Below are 13,749 nucleotides of genomic sequence, written 5' to 3'. Positions count from 1 at the left end.
AAGCCCCGCAGAGTGCGGGGCTTTCATTTTGCGGATAAGTTATCCAAGCAAGGCGATCTCAACACGATCTCGCCCACTCCGTTTCGCACTGTAGAGCGCTTCATCGGCGGCACGGTGCGCTTCCTTCACGCTTACATTCAGAATCGCAACACCGGCACTGAACGAGCAACTGAACGAGGTCCCATCTTCGGACTGGAACTGAATCGCGGTAAAGATGGACCGCAGCCGATCCACAACCATTTTCGCCTGGCTTGGATTGGCACCTACCATGACAATGCCGAATTCCTCTCCCCCAAGCCGCCCGACATAGTCATCAGTCCGCAGCGAATCGGTGAGCACCTCGGCCAGGCCAACCAGCACCCTATCCCCCACTGGATGGCCAAAGGTATCGTTGACCGACTTGAAATGATCGATGTCGATCAGAACCAACGAACTTGGCGGGCCTTCGGCAAGAACAGTCGCGGCGGACGCCATAAATTGGCCGTGATTCAGGAGGTTCGTCAGGGGGTCTCTTCTCATCCTGGACTCCAATCCCTTGGACCTGCTGATTATCGACTTCAACGCCTTGATGAAGGCTCCTCGCTTCAGAGGTTTCTGGACGAAGCCGTCCGCCCCTCGGGACAAGGCGAGCAGTTGCTTCTCGGCGTTGGACTCCCGGCTCAGGAAAATAATGGGAATGGTGGCGTCCCTGTCCTGCCTGATGATCGAGGCAACGACGTCCCCGTTCGCCTCCGGCATGTGGAAGTCAGTCACCAAAACATCAGGTCGGAATCGGGATAGAGCTTCCAGCACTTGGCTTGGATGCTGGATGTGCTCAACGATCAGGCCTTCCTCGGTGAGGAATTTCCGGGCGAGGTAGGCATCGGTCCTGGAGTCATCCAGAAGCAGCACCCGATACCCTTCGATCTCGATGTCACGATTTCGGCTCCGGAATAGGGAGCGCAAGTTGCGGATGTCATCATCGAGTCCCAGGATACGAACTTGTCCGAGCTCCGTGGCTGTCCGACGCTGCTCGAATGTCAGAGGGCAGGACTCCACGACAAGCACGACCAGGGCATCAGACTCAGAGGTCATCACGATCTTGGAGATGAAGGGGATGGCCTCTGGATCGTTGAGCACTCCGTCACCGACGATGAGCATACTGGAGCGGCGAATTCCGGCCTCATCTTCGGGGTTGAAGGGGATCTGGTGGCAGAGCGTGATGACCTTCGCCCCCATACCTTGGAGGCCACGAGCTAACTCTTGCGCCCTGACCCCAAAGCCAGGGACGAATAGCGCCACCGGCCCTGACGTTTCAGCGGCTGCGTCATTCACTCGCCGGCTTGCGGATTGAAGCTCTTCCATCATGCGATCGACCTCAGAAAATACGGCCTCAGTCAACGAGGGCGCCTTACGGATTGCGGTGAGGACGTCTTGTACTCCAGTGACATAGCTGCCATCGACGTCTCTCAGAATGTGGGTTGCGGAAGCTAGGAGTTGGATAAACGCATCGCGGTGACGAAGGCTTGGCCTCGGCCGCACTTGTACCCACCAGGTTGTTTGCAAAGCGTGGTTTACAGAACTGATCATTGGGGAGGATCTCCTCACCCTAATAGTGTCCTTTGGGTGCCCCTTTTCCGCTGCCCGCGAATTCGCGTGGGAAGGAATTTCCTCTGCTGACGAATCCCTACACCATCCCGGCGGTGCAGGTCGGAATCCGTCCTGAGGGCTGTTCAAGGTCAGAGACAGGTTCTGGCACAGCGCCCGTCCCTGGAATATGGAGGCTACATAGGAGACAACAGCATGTACCCAATCAACCGTGATGCACTGGTCTGCCCGATGCACCTTCGTACCGCCCGGCTGCGCCTCAAAGGGATGTGGAAGGATTCTGACGAAGCAACCAATGACGTAGTACGTGCCCTAGAGGCTGGCTGGTTTCTGATCCCAGCTGGACGTGAGGGTAACTACACCAAACGGCAGTTTGAGGCCTTTGATAAGTGCTTCGCCGCGGCCCCCTGGGTGAAGCAGATCCAACATGAGGCTGGAGATTTTGACGAGAGGTTGCGGGCCCGCCTCGGTGCCAGATTTGAACGTCTGTTTTCAGGTGGACGGAAGCTGACTTCTCCCCTCACCCAGGCACTTGCCCTCCCCCATCGGGTCGCGCGACTACCGCTGAGCTTCGAGGCCGGCGCATTCGGCCCCGAGCTTCTGGTTTCATGCCTTGAGGATACCCAGAAGGTGTGCCTGCGGATTCAAGACGAAATGCAAGGTCTTGAGCCGGATTGGGTCCTGGCTGAATCCGTAGACGTGGGCGCCCTTGTTGAACACCTGAACCGGGCTAAGTGCGTCCACCTCCTGATACCGATTCTGGTGGCTACCAGCCCCAGCTACCTCCCCAGGGAGCAACAAGGATGGCTTTGGCAGGTCCAGGTCGGGAATCTTACCGTTACCGAATATCTGGACAGGATCGCGAGACGAGACCAGGAACATACCGACCACGTTTGTGAGTCGTGGAGGAGGCGATTCGCACAAATTCGCACCCTAGCTTCGGTTCTGGAGAGCCTTCCGTCTTACCACCAGGCGACTATTACCCGGCGTCTCCAGTCGGCTGATTGGAGATTCAGGGCGAAACGTTGGCAGGGAAGCTTGGTAATTGATCTCGGTGACCTTCATGAGGTCGGTGCGAGGCACCAGCTGCGCGATGGTTTCGAGTTGGTGAACTTCGTTTTGGCCCTGGACCAGGCCCTCGAACGGGCGGAACCGTGCTGGGACTCGTATCACCGAGGCGAACACAGCGCATTTGCCCAAGTCGAGCGAATGAGGGAGGAGATGGCCCAGGAAGGCCCGCCGCGGGGCCTAGGAGACGTTTTCAGGTCGAACCAATCGTCTCAGCTGGAATCGCCGTTAAGGGCCCTATAGGCGGCCAAAGCCGCCATCATGACAAGGACCGCCGGCCCGATGATGTGCAGATGCTTAGCGATGAAGGTGACAACTCCCCACCGGATGGGACGTCGACGCGCATCATCAAGAGCGTTTTGAAGGCTACTGCAGCGATTCGCCAGCGTGCTGATCTCGTGGCACAGACCACGTACGTGGCTGTCTTGGTGCTTGAGATAGTCGGCCATTCCCAGTTCTTGAATGTTCTGTTTCCAGGTCTCGACAAGGATGAGGTCACCGGCGCGCACCGGTCGCGATCTACCGTTCTCATGCTTCCCATCGTAATAATCGAACTGGAGACCGATCTGCTCGTAGAACCGGTTTCTGCGCACGTGATTGGACTCGTATGCTTGGGCATCGCTCAACCTGATGGGGTTAACCTGTGCATCTGGAAATTGGTGCAGGAACTGCACCACTCGCCACATGAGATAGGTCCCCAAACGGTGCCCTTGGAGGGCATCAGGCGTTACCGTGATGAACCCACGGTTGAAGCCGTCGCTGGCTCCGATCGACACCGTGTTCATGCTCCTGTTCACACCTGCAGCCAGGCTCCCCTTACCAGTCAAGGCATGGCTGCTGCCTGAGGCTGTGTACTCGATTCGGAAACCTGCCTCGTGCGGGGTGATCACTTCAGTACAGGTCACGAAGACCTTTGCGACCTCACACTCCGGCGCATTTCTGCTGCCGATGACCAAGACAGTGGAACTGACTCGCGGGTGACGGCTGACTGCCGGCCATGAGTTGATTTCTTGCTCCAGCACGGGTGCATGGTTCCCTAGGTTGTGGGGGGAGATGGATCTACACAGAGGGTGATTCTGGCACGCAGAGACGCCATTGAGGATGTAGATGCCATAAACCACAAAGGCATCTCACATGGAAACAACCATCAACAACCTCAAAGCCATCTCTGCTGCCCGCATACGGCTGAAGGACCTGCACACTCACGAAGATGGTGAGGGCGAAAATCTGGCTTGGTCCTGCATCGTATTCCTCAAGGGGAAGCGGTTGGGGAGCGTTCAGGACCCGGGTGAAGAAAAGCCCCTGTCGATCGAGATCGACTCCATCCAGCAAGTGGCAATGGTAAAGACGTTGAAGGAGCACGGGTATCAGCTCAACCTCGAGGCTGCTTCTCGGATCGACGCCAGCGATACCCACGAATTCCTGGAGCAGGCTCTACCGCAAATGGCTGACGAGGTGGAGTGGTTCAACAAGGCGAAGCCGCTCTTGAAGTCCAACACCTTGTTCCGCATCCGAGGTGACGAGGAAGGAACGTTCCGTCTGATCCTCGCGTTGTACAACGAGAAGACGGAGCACGCCCTCCAATCGCGGTTCGGCGATCAGCTTGAGGCTGTCCTGAACAACCAGTTGAAGGGGATCACGCTGTAGTGTGGGCTGGGCGGGCCTCCAATACGATTGTTGGGCACCGAAGACCAGTATTGGCGACCCGCCTGGCCCAGATACTCGCAATGCCCGGCTTCTGGCACCCTCCGCCAGACATGAACATGGACTCCATCGACACAGACGCGGAGTACACCATGACGCAACAGCCCCACATCACGTATCCGATACCCGAACAGTGGTGCTTGGTGTTTGCAGACTATCCACTGGGTGAGCCCGCCATGGACGCAATCCAGGGGCCGCTCTTCTTCAGCAGCAAACGAGAAGCGCTGATCGAATACCTGAAGTACCTATCCCCACGACTGGAGCAGGAAGGTGGCCTAGGAGAGTTCCTGGATGCCTTGAGCGATCTGGGCATGGTGCCCAAAACCCTGGTCGCCGACACCAGCGGGGAGTTGCTCCGTCTTGCAGAGACGGCCGAACTGGAGATCCTGGAGGGAATCTGCGCCGGCTACGGCCAGGACAGGACGTCTGAAGGTCGAGAGGTAATTTTCCTGCTCGAGGCTGTTCCACCCGCAAGGCAACCCTCATTCCCACCGGTAACTGCTCCGCTCGCACAATACCTGGCCAACGATGACACCTCGGAAGATGGGCACCGGGTTTACGCAACTTTTCATCCTCAAGCCTGGCAGAACGACAACGCGGTAGGCGTAGACCCTGGCCCTACGCAGATTGACGTGACGCCCGAGGTCCTTGCGATGGACCGGCCCTATGTATTGGCGATCATGGACAACACCCACGAGTCTGACGGTTTCATTCACGCTCGGCTCGCACCTGAGTGGGTACGCGACTGGCAAGGCCCCTTCTACATCGAGTGCAAGGAATCTATCGAGAAGTTCTTTGCCGGCACCGCAAGCGTGGATAACTCCACCGTGACTGGCTAACCCCGCGCCAGCTGTGGATTACAGCCCACCACTTTGGCTCTGAATGACACCGGTCCCCCGGTAGTATCCGGGGCTCCGGCCTTCCTATCGTGAGGAACCCTATGCGCCCATTAGACGTAATTCTCTGCCTCGCGTTGGCAGCCACTTACCATCGGACCGACGCTGCCGTCGTGGCAACGGCGAAGCGTTTACTCAAGCGAGTAGAGCGCCGGGACAGGCAATCGCTCTTTGATGTGATCAACCACAAGACGCCGTGCCGTTACATCATCCACCACTTGGTGAACCTTCCCGATGAGGTCATCTGTATGGATCTGCCGGCTGAGCGCGTAGCACCACACATCAAGCTGTCGATGGCCAAGTCTCAAGCAGCCAGTGCCATCCAGAAACCTTCACCTGCCGCCTAACATCGGAATCAACTCGCAAAAGGAGCGACGGATGAGCCAACAGAACGCTCGTTGCCCGTACTGCAAGACCATCAACTTGCTCGCCGAACAGAGTCTGGCGGGCCATTTCATCCAGTGCCAGTGCTGTGGAGCGCGCGGCCCAATCAAGGACTCCGAGGCAGAAGCCATTGCCGCCTGGAATGGGGTAGACGAATCGCGCTCAAGCTCCACCGGCGACCTGCAGGTGCTCGGCTTCCTCAGTACCGAGGCAGTGGAGGCACTCCTAACCGATGCCGATGTAGCTGTCACCTGTTTCAACAAAGCCAGGATGATCCCTACCGGCGCGATCGCCGTTGTCCGCTATGACCATGCTCAAGCGCAGGTTGAACTCGCAGAGGCTGGGCAGTCACTGCTGACGCTTCCACTTGAGGGAGAGCCTCAGTCTCCATCCAATACCTGGGCCTCGCCCTTGAGATCGACTAGCGTTGAGCATGAGGAAGCCCCCGCTTATGAGCCATGATGTGATTGATTGTGAGGATATTGGGATGCCACCGCGCTTTGTGGATGCGTGGGGCCAGCCCAGAAGGAGCGGGAACAAAGACGATAAAGTGATGGTGACGTTCCAGATGACGACTATCGAGGAGCGTCAGACGCTGTTCCCATCACCGCGCCTGGTCGACGAGCCCATGTCGATAAAAGACTTCTCGGACGTCCCCTGCTACGAGCTCCACGTAAACGGTGTTTTGAAGGGGTTAGCGACAATCGACCACTCGGTATCAATCGTGGAGCGCGAGTTGATCATCCAGGTCGAGTTAGTTGCTATTCATCTTGATCGCGAACTCCGAAAGCAAGGTTTTGGGCGGGCTTTTCTGGAGTGCATAGGTCGCGAGGCCGGCATCGAGGCCATGACTCACATTTGGCGCGAAAGGTCCGCCGCCACAGCAGATAGGTTTACTGTGAATTTATCGTCTGACCCTATTACTGAGGAGGGAGCGATCGCCACCGAAATACTCTTGGGGATTGTGGAGGATTTGATTCTTAATATCTGCGCCAATTGGACGATCCGTCCCCAGGTCCGAGATGACAGCTAGCCGAACATAAGAGGCCATATGGAATTTTTCGACGGGAAAGGAGATGGCGATTTCATTACGCTTCGGCTGATCGTTGATGGCCGTCCTTTCCAAGACACCTGTGGTATTCGCATCCTCGGTCTGCCAGAGGTTGACGCAGCGATACGGGAGCTTTGCGCCCATCTTCGCGTGCCCCCCGAAGCGGTGCAAACCCGGAGCCAGTTCATACTTGCAATGGAGCATTTCATGGCTTCGGATCTGCCAGAAGCCCAGAAGGTCGTCCTGGTGCAGCGTCTGACCCAAGCGATTTTCAAGCGCTCCGCCGAGCAACTGGCGGATTCAACCGACCTGGCTGGCATGGTTGGCCATCGCGTGATGGCAAGAGCTGCTGCCGGCGGGCGCGTCACCCTGGCTGAGTTCGAGCAGGTGGCGAGGTTGGAGAATCATCGCGATCAGGTAGCGGGCACTCCCTTGGCATCCCAGGCGCCAGCCTGACAACAGCTGGTGGCACAGGGCGGGGTTGGGAGAATGCGAGGCTCAAGAGCAAAAGCAGGCCTTTCAAGAACGAGGTGATTGGCTTGCTGTAACCACTACACTCCGGAGTAGCCTTCATGTTCGATCTCAACACCGCCGGTGCACGTCAGGCTCTGCGCATGCAGCAACCTGATGAGGAAATGGAAGTTCGTGTGCGATATCAAGGCCGAATCTTCGACATCACGTTCCTCCCTGACGAGGATGGCACCCAACCCACAGACCCCAACGATCACCCGGTAACCGACGAGCAGGCAAAAGGATGGCTGCGCGGAGAGTGGTGGTATCACCACATCATGGTTCACATCCGCAACCATGACGGCTCGGAGATCGGCGATGTGAAGGCCACCTGTGACAGCTACAGCCTCCTGCCCAGCTTCGCCGAACCCTACGACATCATCGTTCGCCTCTGTGATGAGCTCCTGAAAGAACACCCCTTCTGATCTACCACAGCCTCCACAATCGTCCCCGAGATTCGGGGGTGGACACTTCGCTGTAACCCCTCCTGCCCCCTGATACCCTGCAGCAATTGAACCTCCTTCCTCGGCGCTGAATGGCGCCGGGGCTCCTGCAATCTGACCAGAAGGAGATTCCGAACGATGCTGAACCTCTACGACCCGGCCGCCCGCCAGGCGCTGCGCATGCCGCGTCAGGACCAGGAACATACTGTCGAACTCCGACATCGCGGCGAAGGCTGGTGGGTGGACTTCAAAGTCACCTTCATCCCCGAAGACCCGAAGCAATGCGTTCAGCCCGAAACATCGGGAACCAATACGTTGGTACAGCCCGCCGCGGGGGAAAACGTAGAGTGGTGGTACCACCGCATGGTCGTAACCTTCCTGAACCTAACGGAGGAGCCGAACGAGAGAGATCCACTCTCGATTATTCGACATGAACGACTGATTTCTTCCAATGATCACTACGACCTGGTGCTCGAGGACTGCCGGCAGCTGATGAAGGAAAACCCGTTCTAGGTTCCGCCGGCGGCCGTAATGTGCGGAGGTGGTCCGCATACATTCGAAGGTGCTCCGAATATTTCGCCCGGTCCTGCGCATATTTGCGGTGCAGCTCCGCATATTGCTCCTCAGCCACGGCGCAAATCGCGCCTGCTTGGTATGCCGATTGGCTACCAATCTTCGGTTCTGACTGATTTCCGGGGTGATCGCCTTGCCCGGCATTGGCCGACTTACGTTGGAGGTTCTGGCACAGCCAGGCACGTCCGATGATGGCTCCATCAGACCTAACCCAGTCACGGAGCCGCCTCATGAACCCCGCATTCGAAAAAGCACTCGCCGCACGCTCCCTGTGGATCAACGTAGCTGTCTTCTCCAGCATCGAAGGGTGTGATTCCCAGGCCGAGGAGGCGTTGCAGGAGGCATATGACGCCGTCCACCAGCTGGCGAGCGATGACGTACTGATTCACCGCCACTACGGACCCCGGGCACCGCTGCTCCTTCTGGACGTGCCTGAGTTGGCTGAGCAGTACAACCTGGCACACGAGCTGTACACGGAGCTGTACTACGAGAACTACCGCAACGGCTCGATTGGTCAGATCTCGGCTGGGTGGCTGAAACCGGCCTCGCCCCTAGATCAGCCGTACACGAAATGGCTGGTGGCGGTGGACAAGCAGGTAGCGGCCTTGATGGAAATTTCCTACTCGCAAGTAGCTGAGGCTACCCAGGGGCAAGCCAAGACCTTATTGCTGGCCTGGAGCCGGGGGATGGATGCAGACGAGGCTGCGGAGGCCGTAGTTCAGGCGCACATCGAACGTGAGTACGAGAGGGAGTTAGCGGAGGAGGAAGAGCGCCAGGCGCACTGGGAAGACATCCAGGATACATACGCCTCCATAGAGGCAGACCTCTGGGCTGGCTGGCGCGAAGAGTGCGTGGAATTGGGCCTGGTGGACTAGCGCCAACACTGCTACCGCAAAAGCAGGCTGTTCAATGAAAGGGGGTGACCATGATTCAGCTGACAACCGACGCCGCGGCCCGGGCGCTGCAAATGAAACGGCCAGACGAGCCGCATACCGTCCGAGTTGCCTACAAGGGGCACACCTTCGAAGTGACGCTGGCCACGGGGGCACCTTCCATTGCACCTCTCGACAGCACGCCCTGGTTGTTCGAGCACGATGACCCAGCCTTCTACATCGACGGCGAATGGTGGGAACACCACGTTGAAGTCCGATTATTGGTTCCCGATGCTGGCGCTTGCCAGACCCGAATGCCGGACTCCAAGGTCAGCGCCAGCATACCCAGCTTCATCAACCCCACCTTCGATGTAATTGTCCTGTGCGAGGACCTTATCGCGGAGTGGGTTCGCATGGGTTCTGGCACGCATGCTTCGCGCCGATGATTTGCTGGTCACATCGAAGCGAAAGATGTTCCGCCCGACGCACGGCCGAACAACTGGGGCTTTTCAATTCCAACGTGTGGGGTTCTACAATGAAGTTCAAACCGTTTCCTCATCGCTTGCGCCGACTCGATTTCAACCAGCGCAAGGCTTCCTTGTTCGAGCGAAAGCAGCAACGTGAGGCGAACGCTTTGCCGCTCTTTGCTGAAATGATCCGAGCGGAACAGCACGACTGGGAAACCGAGAAGGAGATTCGCCAGCGAAGGGATGATGCAACCTTGATCAACTGGCGAGCTCGGGAAGCGCGAGTCTGGCGCAAAGCCAGGAGCATGTTTTTCGCCCTACCGAGCGACGACAGGGCTTCGGTCATCCGCGATTGGAACACCATTTGGCGCAACGCATGGACTCCCACCAACCTGATTTACCTGGTGGAGAAGTACAACGGCGTCGGGGCCCAGCGTGAAGCCGCAATGCGAGAGGAGCGCCAGCAGATGGATGTCCGGATCATGGCCAGGCTCTCACACCAACAAGGCCTCTTTTGATCAACAGGATGGCGGGAGCACCAGTTTGGAACCTTACTCTTGGTTCCCAAGGGGGCTTCCCGCCACGCCACAATACCGGTTTCCAATACCTGTTCAGGCATGGCCCCGAATCATCGTTCAAACAATCGACGTGACCATCCTGTGCACGAAGTGTGCGCTCAGCGGTTCTGGCACAGTGAGCCTGCCCTGAAGATAGCCTCATTACTTCAGGAGGCTATCCCATGCAACGCACCCACGCTCCCACTCAGTCCAGCTTGACCTTCTCGGCGCAAACGCCCCCAGCAAGCTCTGCTCTAGCCCTCTGCCCGGCGCACCTCCTACCGGACGCAGTAGTTGCCCTGGATGATCCCATGCTCCAGATCAGCGACATGGACATTCGCGAACACATGCGCGCTCGCTTCAGCTTCGACGAGATGCTCGCAGAGATGAGAGCTATCAGCCATCTGGCAGAGCAGCGCCAGCAATTCGGCTCCCGGGCTGAGATGGGCTTGGGCGGCCCGCGCAGCTACCAGGACGTGGGGACCGCGGAATCGGTTATGGACTGGATGCACGAACACGAACTGCGCAGGGTGAACCAGATCAAGCTGTCGCTCCCCAGCTCCGGCGAAGAAGCATTGGCCGCGCGCGAGCGCATCCAGAAGCGCATTGCGGCGCGCCGGGCAGCCCGCACCCCAGCAGCCGCCTAGTCGAAGTCCGAGAACAGGAACCAAACGATGACCATGAACACTCCCAGCGCCAGCAAAGTCCAGCCACATCTGAATCTCGGACCTCACTTCTTCAACGCCCTATCTTGGGTTCGGCAGACCACGTTCCCGGAGGATCTGGAGCGTGATCTGGTTGCCCTCGGCACGGCACCTGCCCTCGCCCAGGAGATTGCCGAGACCTATCGCCACTCGATGAGCAGGGATATCGTGCGCTTCTACGAGGAGTACGCTTACTCGGTTAGCAGTGCGGAGTGGCAGCAGCCGCTGGCGGCCTATATCTCGGCCCGCCTGGCCGACTACGACCGGTATGGCAAGCACGAATTACCGATGGCCAAGTACCTGCTGGCGCAACTGGACACCCCGCAATGAACGAACTGACGCAAGAACAAATCAAGGCCGTGTATCGGTCGGCAATCGATCCCAACGCCCGTGATTCCGAGGGCATGGACTGGTGGGAGGCTGTAGGCGCTGAAATTCGAGCCGTAATATCGGCGCCGACGGCGAAGGAAGCCAGCATGGTCATTGCCTGGTGGCATCATGACTGGAGCACTGTTGCAGATACCCCGCTCAAGGCAGCGCAACGCATCCGATCCTCGGCTCGAAAATCTGGGTTGTACGATGCAAAAAACTTAGAAGTAAACGCCGGTTAGATGGCGGGGAATTGTGATTCGTTTGATGAATTCCGACCAAGGCAGCTTCACGTCAGGAGTTTCATCAAAGCACCAGGTACGATTTCGAAAGCCATTTTCGTCGACCTGCTCAAGGCACTCGGGGTAGTAGGTGTGGTCAGGAAAACTGGCATGCAGGATCGCCAGGGCCTGGGCAGCGGAACGGGCCGCAACCAGATCGCTTATCTCGTTGTCGTTGTACGTCCAACCGACAAGCGGTTGATCGGCCAACTCTACTTCCATCTGCAGGACATCCTCAGCGCCTTCAAGGGCTATCTCCAGGAGAACCGGATCGATATCAGGATTTGCGTTATTAACTGCCGATCGCAGCACAGCTGCGCGTTCAGCCCAATAGTTGGGGCTGAACGCAGAGGGTTCTCTTAAAGGATTCATCATGATGCTTCCTCAAAAAGGGCTGTAGTGATTATGCGGAACGCCCTGACGGCGTCACCAGATAAACGGTTGATGTGGGGCTCGGATGACTCTGCAGCGGTCCAACACCCACAATTAACGCCAACAAGCCCCCTGAGGATATCCAGCTGACGAATGGCCCTGCCACCAGATCGCTAGATGCCTTGGCTGGGAGCCTCATTCGCCGAAAGGCTGAATTTCAGGGCCTAAGTTTGGATGGCAATGCGCCAGCCTGTTGGATACCCTGCCTTCGCCTCGTATTTTAGGAGTTCAATCCTTTGTTCAGATTACTCATGGCCTTCGTCTGGCCAATGCTGGTCATCTGGGCCGCTCTGCAGGTCGGCCACTCTCTTCAGGTAATCGATCCTGCCAAGGTAATCGTGCGCGACAAGGCGGCCTGCGAAGCCTTGCAGATCCCCTACGACACCTCATGCCGTGTGGTTGGTCGGGTGGAGGCAAATCTCGACGGGACCTGGTGGCTTCAACCGAGGGATGCGGGTGACATATACATTCGCCTGCCGGAGGGCTCCTTCCCCTATCTCTACAGCCCCGATGATTACCACATCCGCGGCGGCAAGCCGGCCACCATAGCCTTGGTGGTGGTGACCGCTCTGCTCACGCTCCTCGGCCCGCTGATCAGCTGGCGCATTCAAGCACGCAGGGCAAAACGTGCACCGGGGCGCGGGGAGACGATCTGATAGGTCACCCTGGCCTGGCTGGTGGCACATCCCCTGGCATGGAGAATATCCATGTACTGCCACCACAGGAGCCCTCCCCCATGATGAATAATGATCGCCGGCTGGCCTGGCTTGATCTTGAGTCAACCGGATTCACTGAGCTGCATAAGCAGATGGTGTACCGGCACCGAATTTTGGAAGTCGGGGTTCTGGTAACCGACGGCCAGTTCAACGTCCTTGCCCAACACGTCGTGGTTGTCCATAACGACCCGGCTGACGTCCTTCCCTTGTGCGACGACATTGTACGGAGCATGCACACTCGCAATGGCCTCTTCGACGATGTGTCGGCTTCCTCAACCGACTTGGCCAGTGCTGAACAGCAAATCATCGAGTTCCTGGTAGAGCACGGCGTGCAAGCCAAGGCCTCACCGTTGTGCGGCAGTGGTATCCACTTCGACCGAATGTTCCTTGAGGCCCAAATGCCGGCGCTCAATGCGCACCTTCACTACCGCAATCTGGATATCAGCGCGGTGAAGGAATTCCTCAAGACGATCAGCCCAGCATTCGAACCAGCCAAACGCCAGAGCCACCGCGCGCTCGACGACATTCTGGAATCTGTCGAAGAGGCCCGCCTGTACCGGGATCTACTCGCGCCTATCCTCGCAGCCTGAGCTGGTGGCACACCCCGCCAGCGTAGACCATGTGCTCATCAAGACATTCACCAGAGGACGAGACATGGTCATCCCAGAGCTGGAGGCGCTCAATGCAGCCGAACAGGAAGAAGAGTCAGCACTCCAGGCCTGCCTGGCTTTCGCCCGTGCCGTTCTGCCGGTAAGTCTCCTCGTACGTTTCCAGTGTCCGGAGGGTGAGAAGGCCCTCCAGCAGGTTGCGCGGTCCATTGATCTGCCAACTCTCCCCGCAGAACAAAGTCATCTTGCCCCTATGGCATCTGAGGCGCATGCGCTGCTGAGCAAAGAACCGGGTTTCACTGCGATTGCCGGCCGCTGGCAACGTGCGTACGACCTTTACGACCTCGCCTTGATTGACTTCATCGTAGCCGAGGAAGAGCGCGCCGCGAACGAGCGCCAGCACGCCCAGGAGCTTGCAGATACCTACGCTTTGATCGAGCAGGAGCTATGGCATGATGTTCAGGTTGAGAACCTGGAGTTGGGGTTGATGTAAGTTCATTGCATGGCAGTGGAACCAAATCCCAACA

21 protein-coding genes are annotated in these 13,749 nt (G+C 57.9%); 18 read left to right on the top strand and 3 right to left on the bottom strand.

From position 1 onward, the window contains the following. Positions 1-39: 39 nt before the first annotated feature. Positions 40-1,569: a GGDEF domain-containing response regulator gene (locus VQ067_RS32255; protein ID WP_019438442.1), complete on the bottom strand. Its 1,530-nt coding sequence runs from the start codon at positions 1,567-1,569 to the stop codon at positions 40-42. 213 nt (positions 1,570-1,782) lie between these two features. On the opposite strand from VQ067_RS32255, the gene VQ067_RS32250 reads away from it, so the two are divergent. Further along, a complete protein-coding gene (locus VQ067_RS32250; RefSeq protein WP_010792879.1) occupies positions 1,783-2,898 on the top strand; it encodes a hypothetical protein in 1,116 nt (371 codons plus the stop codon). On the opposite strand, the gene VQ067_RS32245 is transcribed toward VQ067_RS32250, so the two are convergent. Further along, the gene (locus VQ067_RS32245) at positions 2,868-3,677 is read right to left on the bottom strand and encodes a hypothetical protein (RefSeq protein ID WP_019438440.1); all 810 of its coding nucleotides are present in this window, start codon (positions 3,675-3,677) and stop codon (positions 2,868-2,870) included. The genes VQ067_RS32250 and VQ067_RS32245 overlap by 31 nt on opposite strands. 112 nt (positions 3,678-3,789) lie before the next feature. Between VQ067_RS32245 and VQ067_RS32240 the strand changes: the two genes are divergently transcribed. The 14 genes from VQ067_RS32240 to VQ067_RS32175 all read left to right on the top strand — a co-directional run bounded on the left by VQ067_RS32240 (position 3,790) and on the right by VQ067_RS32175 (position 11,427). Beyond that, complete coding sequence (locus VQ067_RS32240) at positions 3,790-4,302, top strand: hypothetical protein (RefSeq protein WP_010792877.1); 513 nt, start codon at positions 3,790-3,792, stop codon at positions 4,300-4,302. 149 nt (positions 4,303-4,451) lie between these two features. Further along, a complete protein-coding gene (locus tag VQ067_RS32235; protein WP_340080974.1) occupies positions 4,452-5,198 on the top strand; it encodes a hypothetical protein in 747 nt (248 codons plus the stop codon). Positions 5,199-5,299: 101 nt separating this feature from the next. Further along, positions 5,300-5,602: a DUF7740 domain-containing protein gene (locus tag VQ067_RS32230; protein ID WP_121784753.1), complete on the top strand. Its 303-nt coding sequence runs from the start codon at positions 5,300-5,302 to the stop codon at positions 5,600-5,602. A 31-nt stretch (positions 5,603-5,633) separates the two neighbouring features. Then, a complete protein-coding gene (locus tag VQ067_RS32225) occupies positions 5,634-6,101 on the top strand; it encodes a Lar family restriction alleviation protein (protein ID WP_021018571.1) in 468 nt (155 codons plus the stop codon). Then, positions 6,091-6,672: a hypothetical protein gene (locus tag VQ067_RS32220; protein WP_021018570.1), complete on the top strand. Its 582-nt coding sequence runs from the start codon at positions 6,091-6,093 to the stop codon at positions 6,670-6,672. Before VQ067_RS32225 ends, VQ067_RS32220 begins: the two co-directional genes overlap by 11 nt. Positions 6,673-6,690: 18 nt before the next feature. Further along, positions 6,691-7,146, top strand: coding sequence for a hypothetical protein (locus tag VQ067_RS32215; RefSeq protein WP_021018569.1), 456 nt, complete (start codon positions 6,691-6,693; stop codon positions 7,144-7,146). A gap of 116 nt (positions 7,147-7,262) precedes the next feature. Continuing rightward, positions 7,263-7,625: a hypothetical protein gene (locus tag VQ067_RS32210; RefSeq protein WP_021018568.1), complete on the top strand. Its 363-nt coding sequence runs from the start codon at positions 7,263-7,265 to the stop codon at positions 7,623-7,625. Between the two features lie 156 nt (positions 7,626-7,781). Further along, positions 7,782-8,156 carry a hypothetical protein gene (locus VQ067_RS32205; RefSeq protein WP_021018567.1) on the top strand — a complete coding sequence of 125 codons (375 nt, stop codon included), beginning with the start codon at positions 7,782-7,784 and terminating at the stop codon, positions 8,154-8,156. A 290-nt stretch (positions 8,157-8,446) separates the two neighbouring features. Then, complete coding sequence (locus VQ067_RS32200) at positions 8,447-9,091, top strand: hypothetical protein (protein WP_021018566.1); 645 nt, start codon at positions 8,447-8,449, stop codon at positions 9,089-9,091. Positions 9,092-9,141: 50 nt separating this feature from the next. Continuing rightward, on the top strand, positions 9,142-9,534 hold the full coding sequence (locus tag VQ067_RS32195; protein WP_010792869.1) for a hypothetical protein: 393 nt from the start codon (positions 9,142-9,144) through the stop codon (positions 9,532-9,534). 89 nt (positions 9,535-9,623) lie between these two features. Further along, positions 9,624-10,073, top strand: a complete 450-nt coding sequence (locus VQ067_RS32190; protein ID WP_010792868.1) for a hypothetical protein — start codon at positions 9,624-9,626, stop codon at positions 10,071-10,073. Positions 10,074-10,423: 350 nt separating this feature from the next. Further along, complete coding sequence (locus VQ067_RS32185) at positions 10,424-10,759, top strand: hypothetical protein (protein ID WP_019438438.1); 336 nt, start codon at positions 10,424-10,426, stop codon at positions 10,757-10,759. Between the two features lie 27 nt (positions 10,760-10,786). Next, entirely contained in the window at positions 10,787-11,146 is a 360-nt protein-coding gene (locus tag VQ067_RS32180; RefSeq protein ID WP_010792866.1) for a hypothetical protein, read from the top strand. Then, positions 11,143-11,427, top strand: a complete 285-nt coding sequence (locus tag VQ067_RS32175) for a hypothetical protein (RefSeq protein WP_019438437.1) — start codon at positions 11,143-11,145, stop codon at positions 11,425-11,427. Before VQ067_RS32180 ends, VQ067_RS32175 begins: the two co-directional genes overlap by 4 nt. Here VQ067_RS32175 and VQ067_RS32170 read toward each other — a convergent pair. Then, positions 11,407-11,841, bottom strand: a complete 435-nt coding sequence (locus VQ067_RS32170) for a hypothetical protein (RefSeq protein ID WP_021018564.1) — start codon at positions 11,839-11,841, stop codon at positions 11,407-11,409. The two genes, VQ067_RS32175 and VQ067_RS32170, sit on opposite strands and share 21 nt — an antisense overlap. A gap of 308 nt (positions 11,842-12,149) precedes the next feature. Between VQ067_RS32170 and VQ067_RS32165 the strand changes: the two genes are divergently transcribed. The 3 genes from VQ067_RS32165 to VQ067_RS32155 all read left to right on the top strand — a co-directional run bounded on the left by VQ067_RS32165 (position 12,150) and on the right by VQ067_RS32155 (position 13,715). Next, positions 12,150-12,554, top strand: coding sequence for a hypothetical protein (locus VQ067_RS32165; protein WP_019438435.1), 405 nt, complete (start codon positions 12,150-12,152; stop codon positions 12,552-12,554). Positions 12,555-12,634: 80 nt separating this feature from the next. Beyond that, on the top strand, positions 12,635-13,204 hold the full coding sequence (gene orn / locus VQ067_RS32160; RefSeq protein WP_043313014.1) for an oligoribonuclease: 570 nt from the start codon (positions 12,635-12,637) through the stop codon (positions 13,202-13,204). A 64-nt stretch (positions 13,205-13,268) separates the two neighbouring features. Further along, positions 13,269-13,715 carry a hypothetical protein gene (locus VQ067_RS32155; RefSeq protein WP_021018563.1) on the top strand — a complete coding sequence of 149 codons (447 nt, stop codon included), beginning with the start codon at positions 13,269-13,271 and terminating at the stop codon, positions 13,713-13,715. The last annotated feature ends 34 nt before the right edge of the window (positions 13,716-13,749 follow it).

Source organism: Pseudomonas sp. KBN12P06040, assembly GCF_037574965.1.
Classification (GTDB): domain Bacteria; phylum Pseudomonadota; class Gammaproteobacteria; order Pseudomonadales; family Pseudomonadaceae; genus Pseudomonas; species Pseudomonas aeruginosa.
The sequence above is the reverse complement of the archived record's forward strand: the minus strand, read 5'-3'. Positions and strand labels throughout refer to the sequence as shown.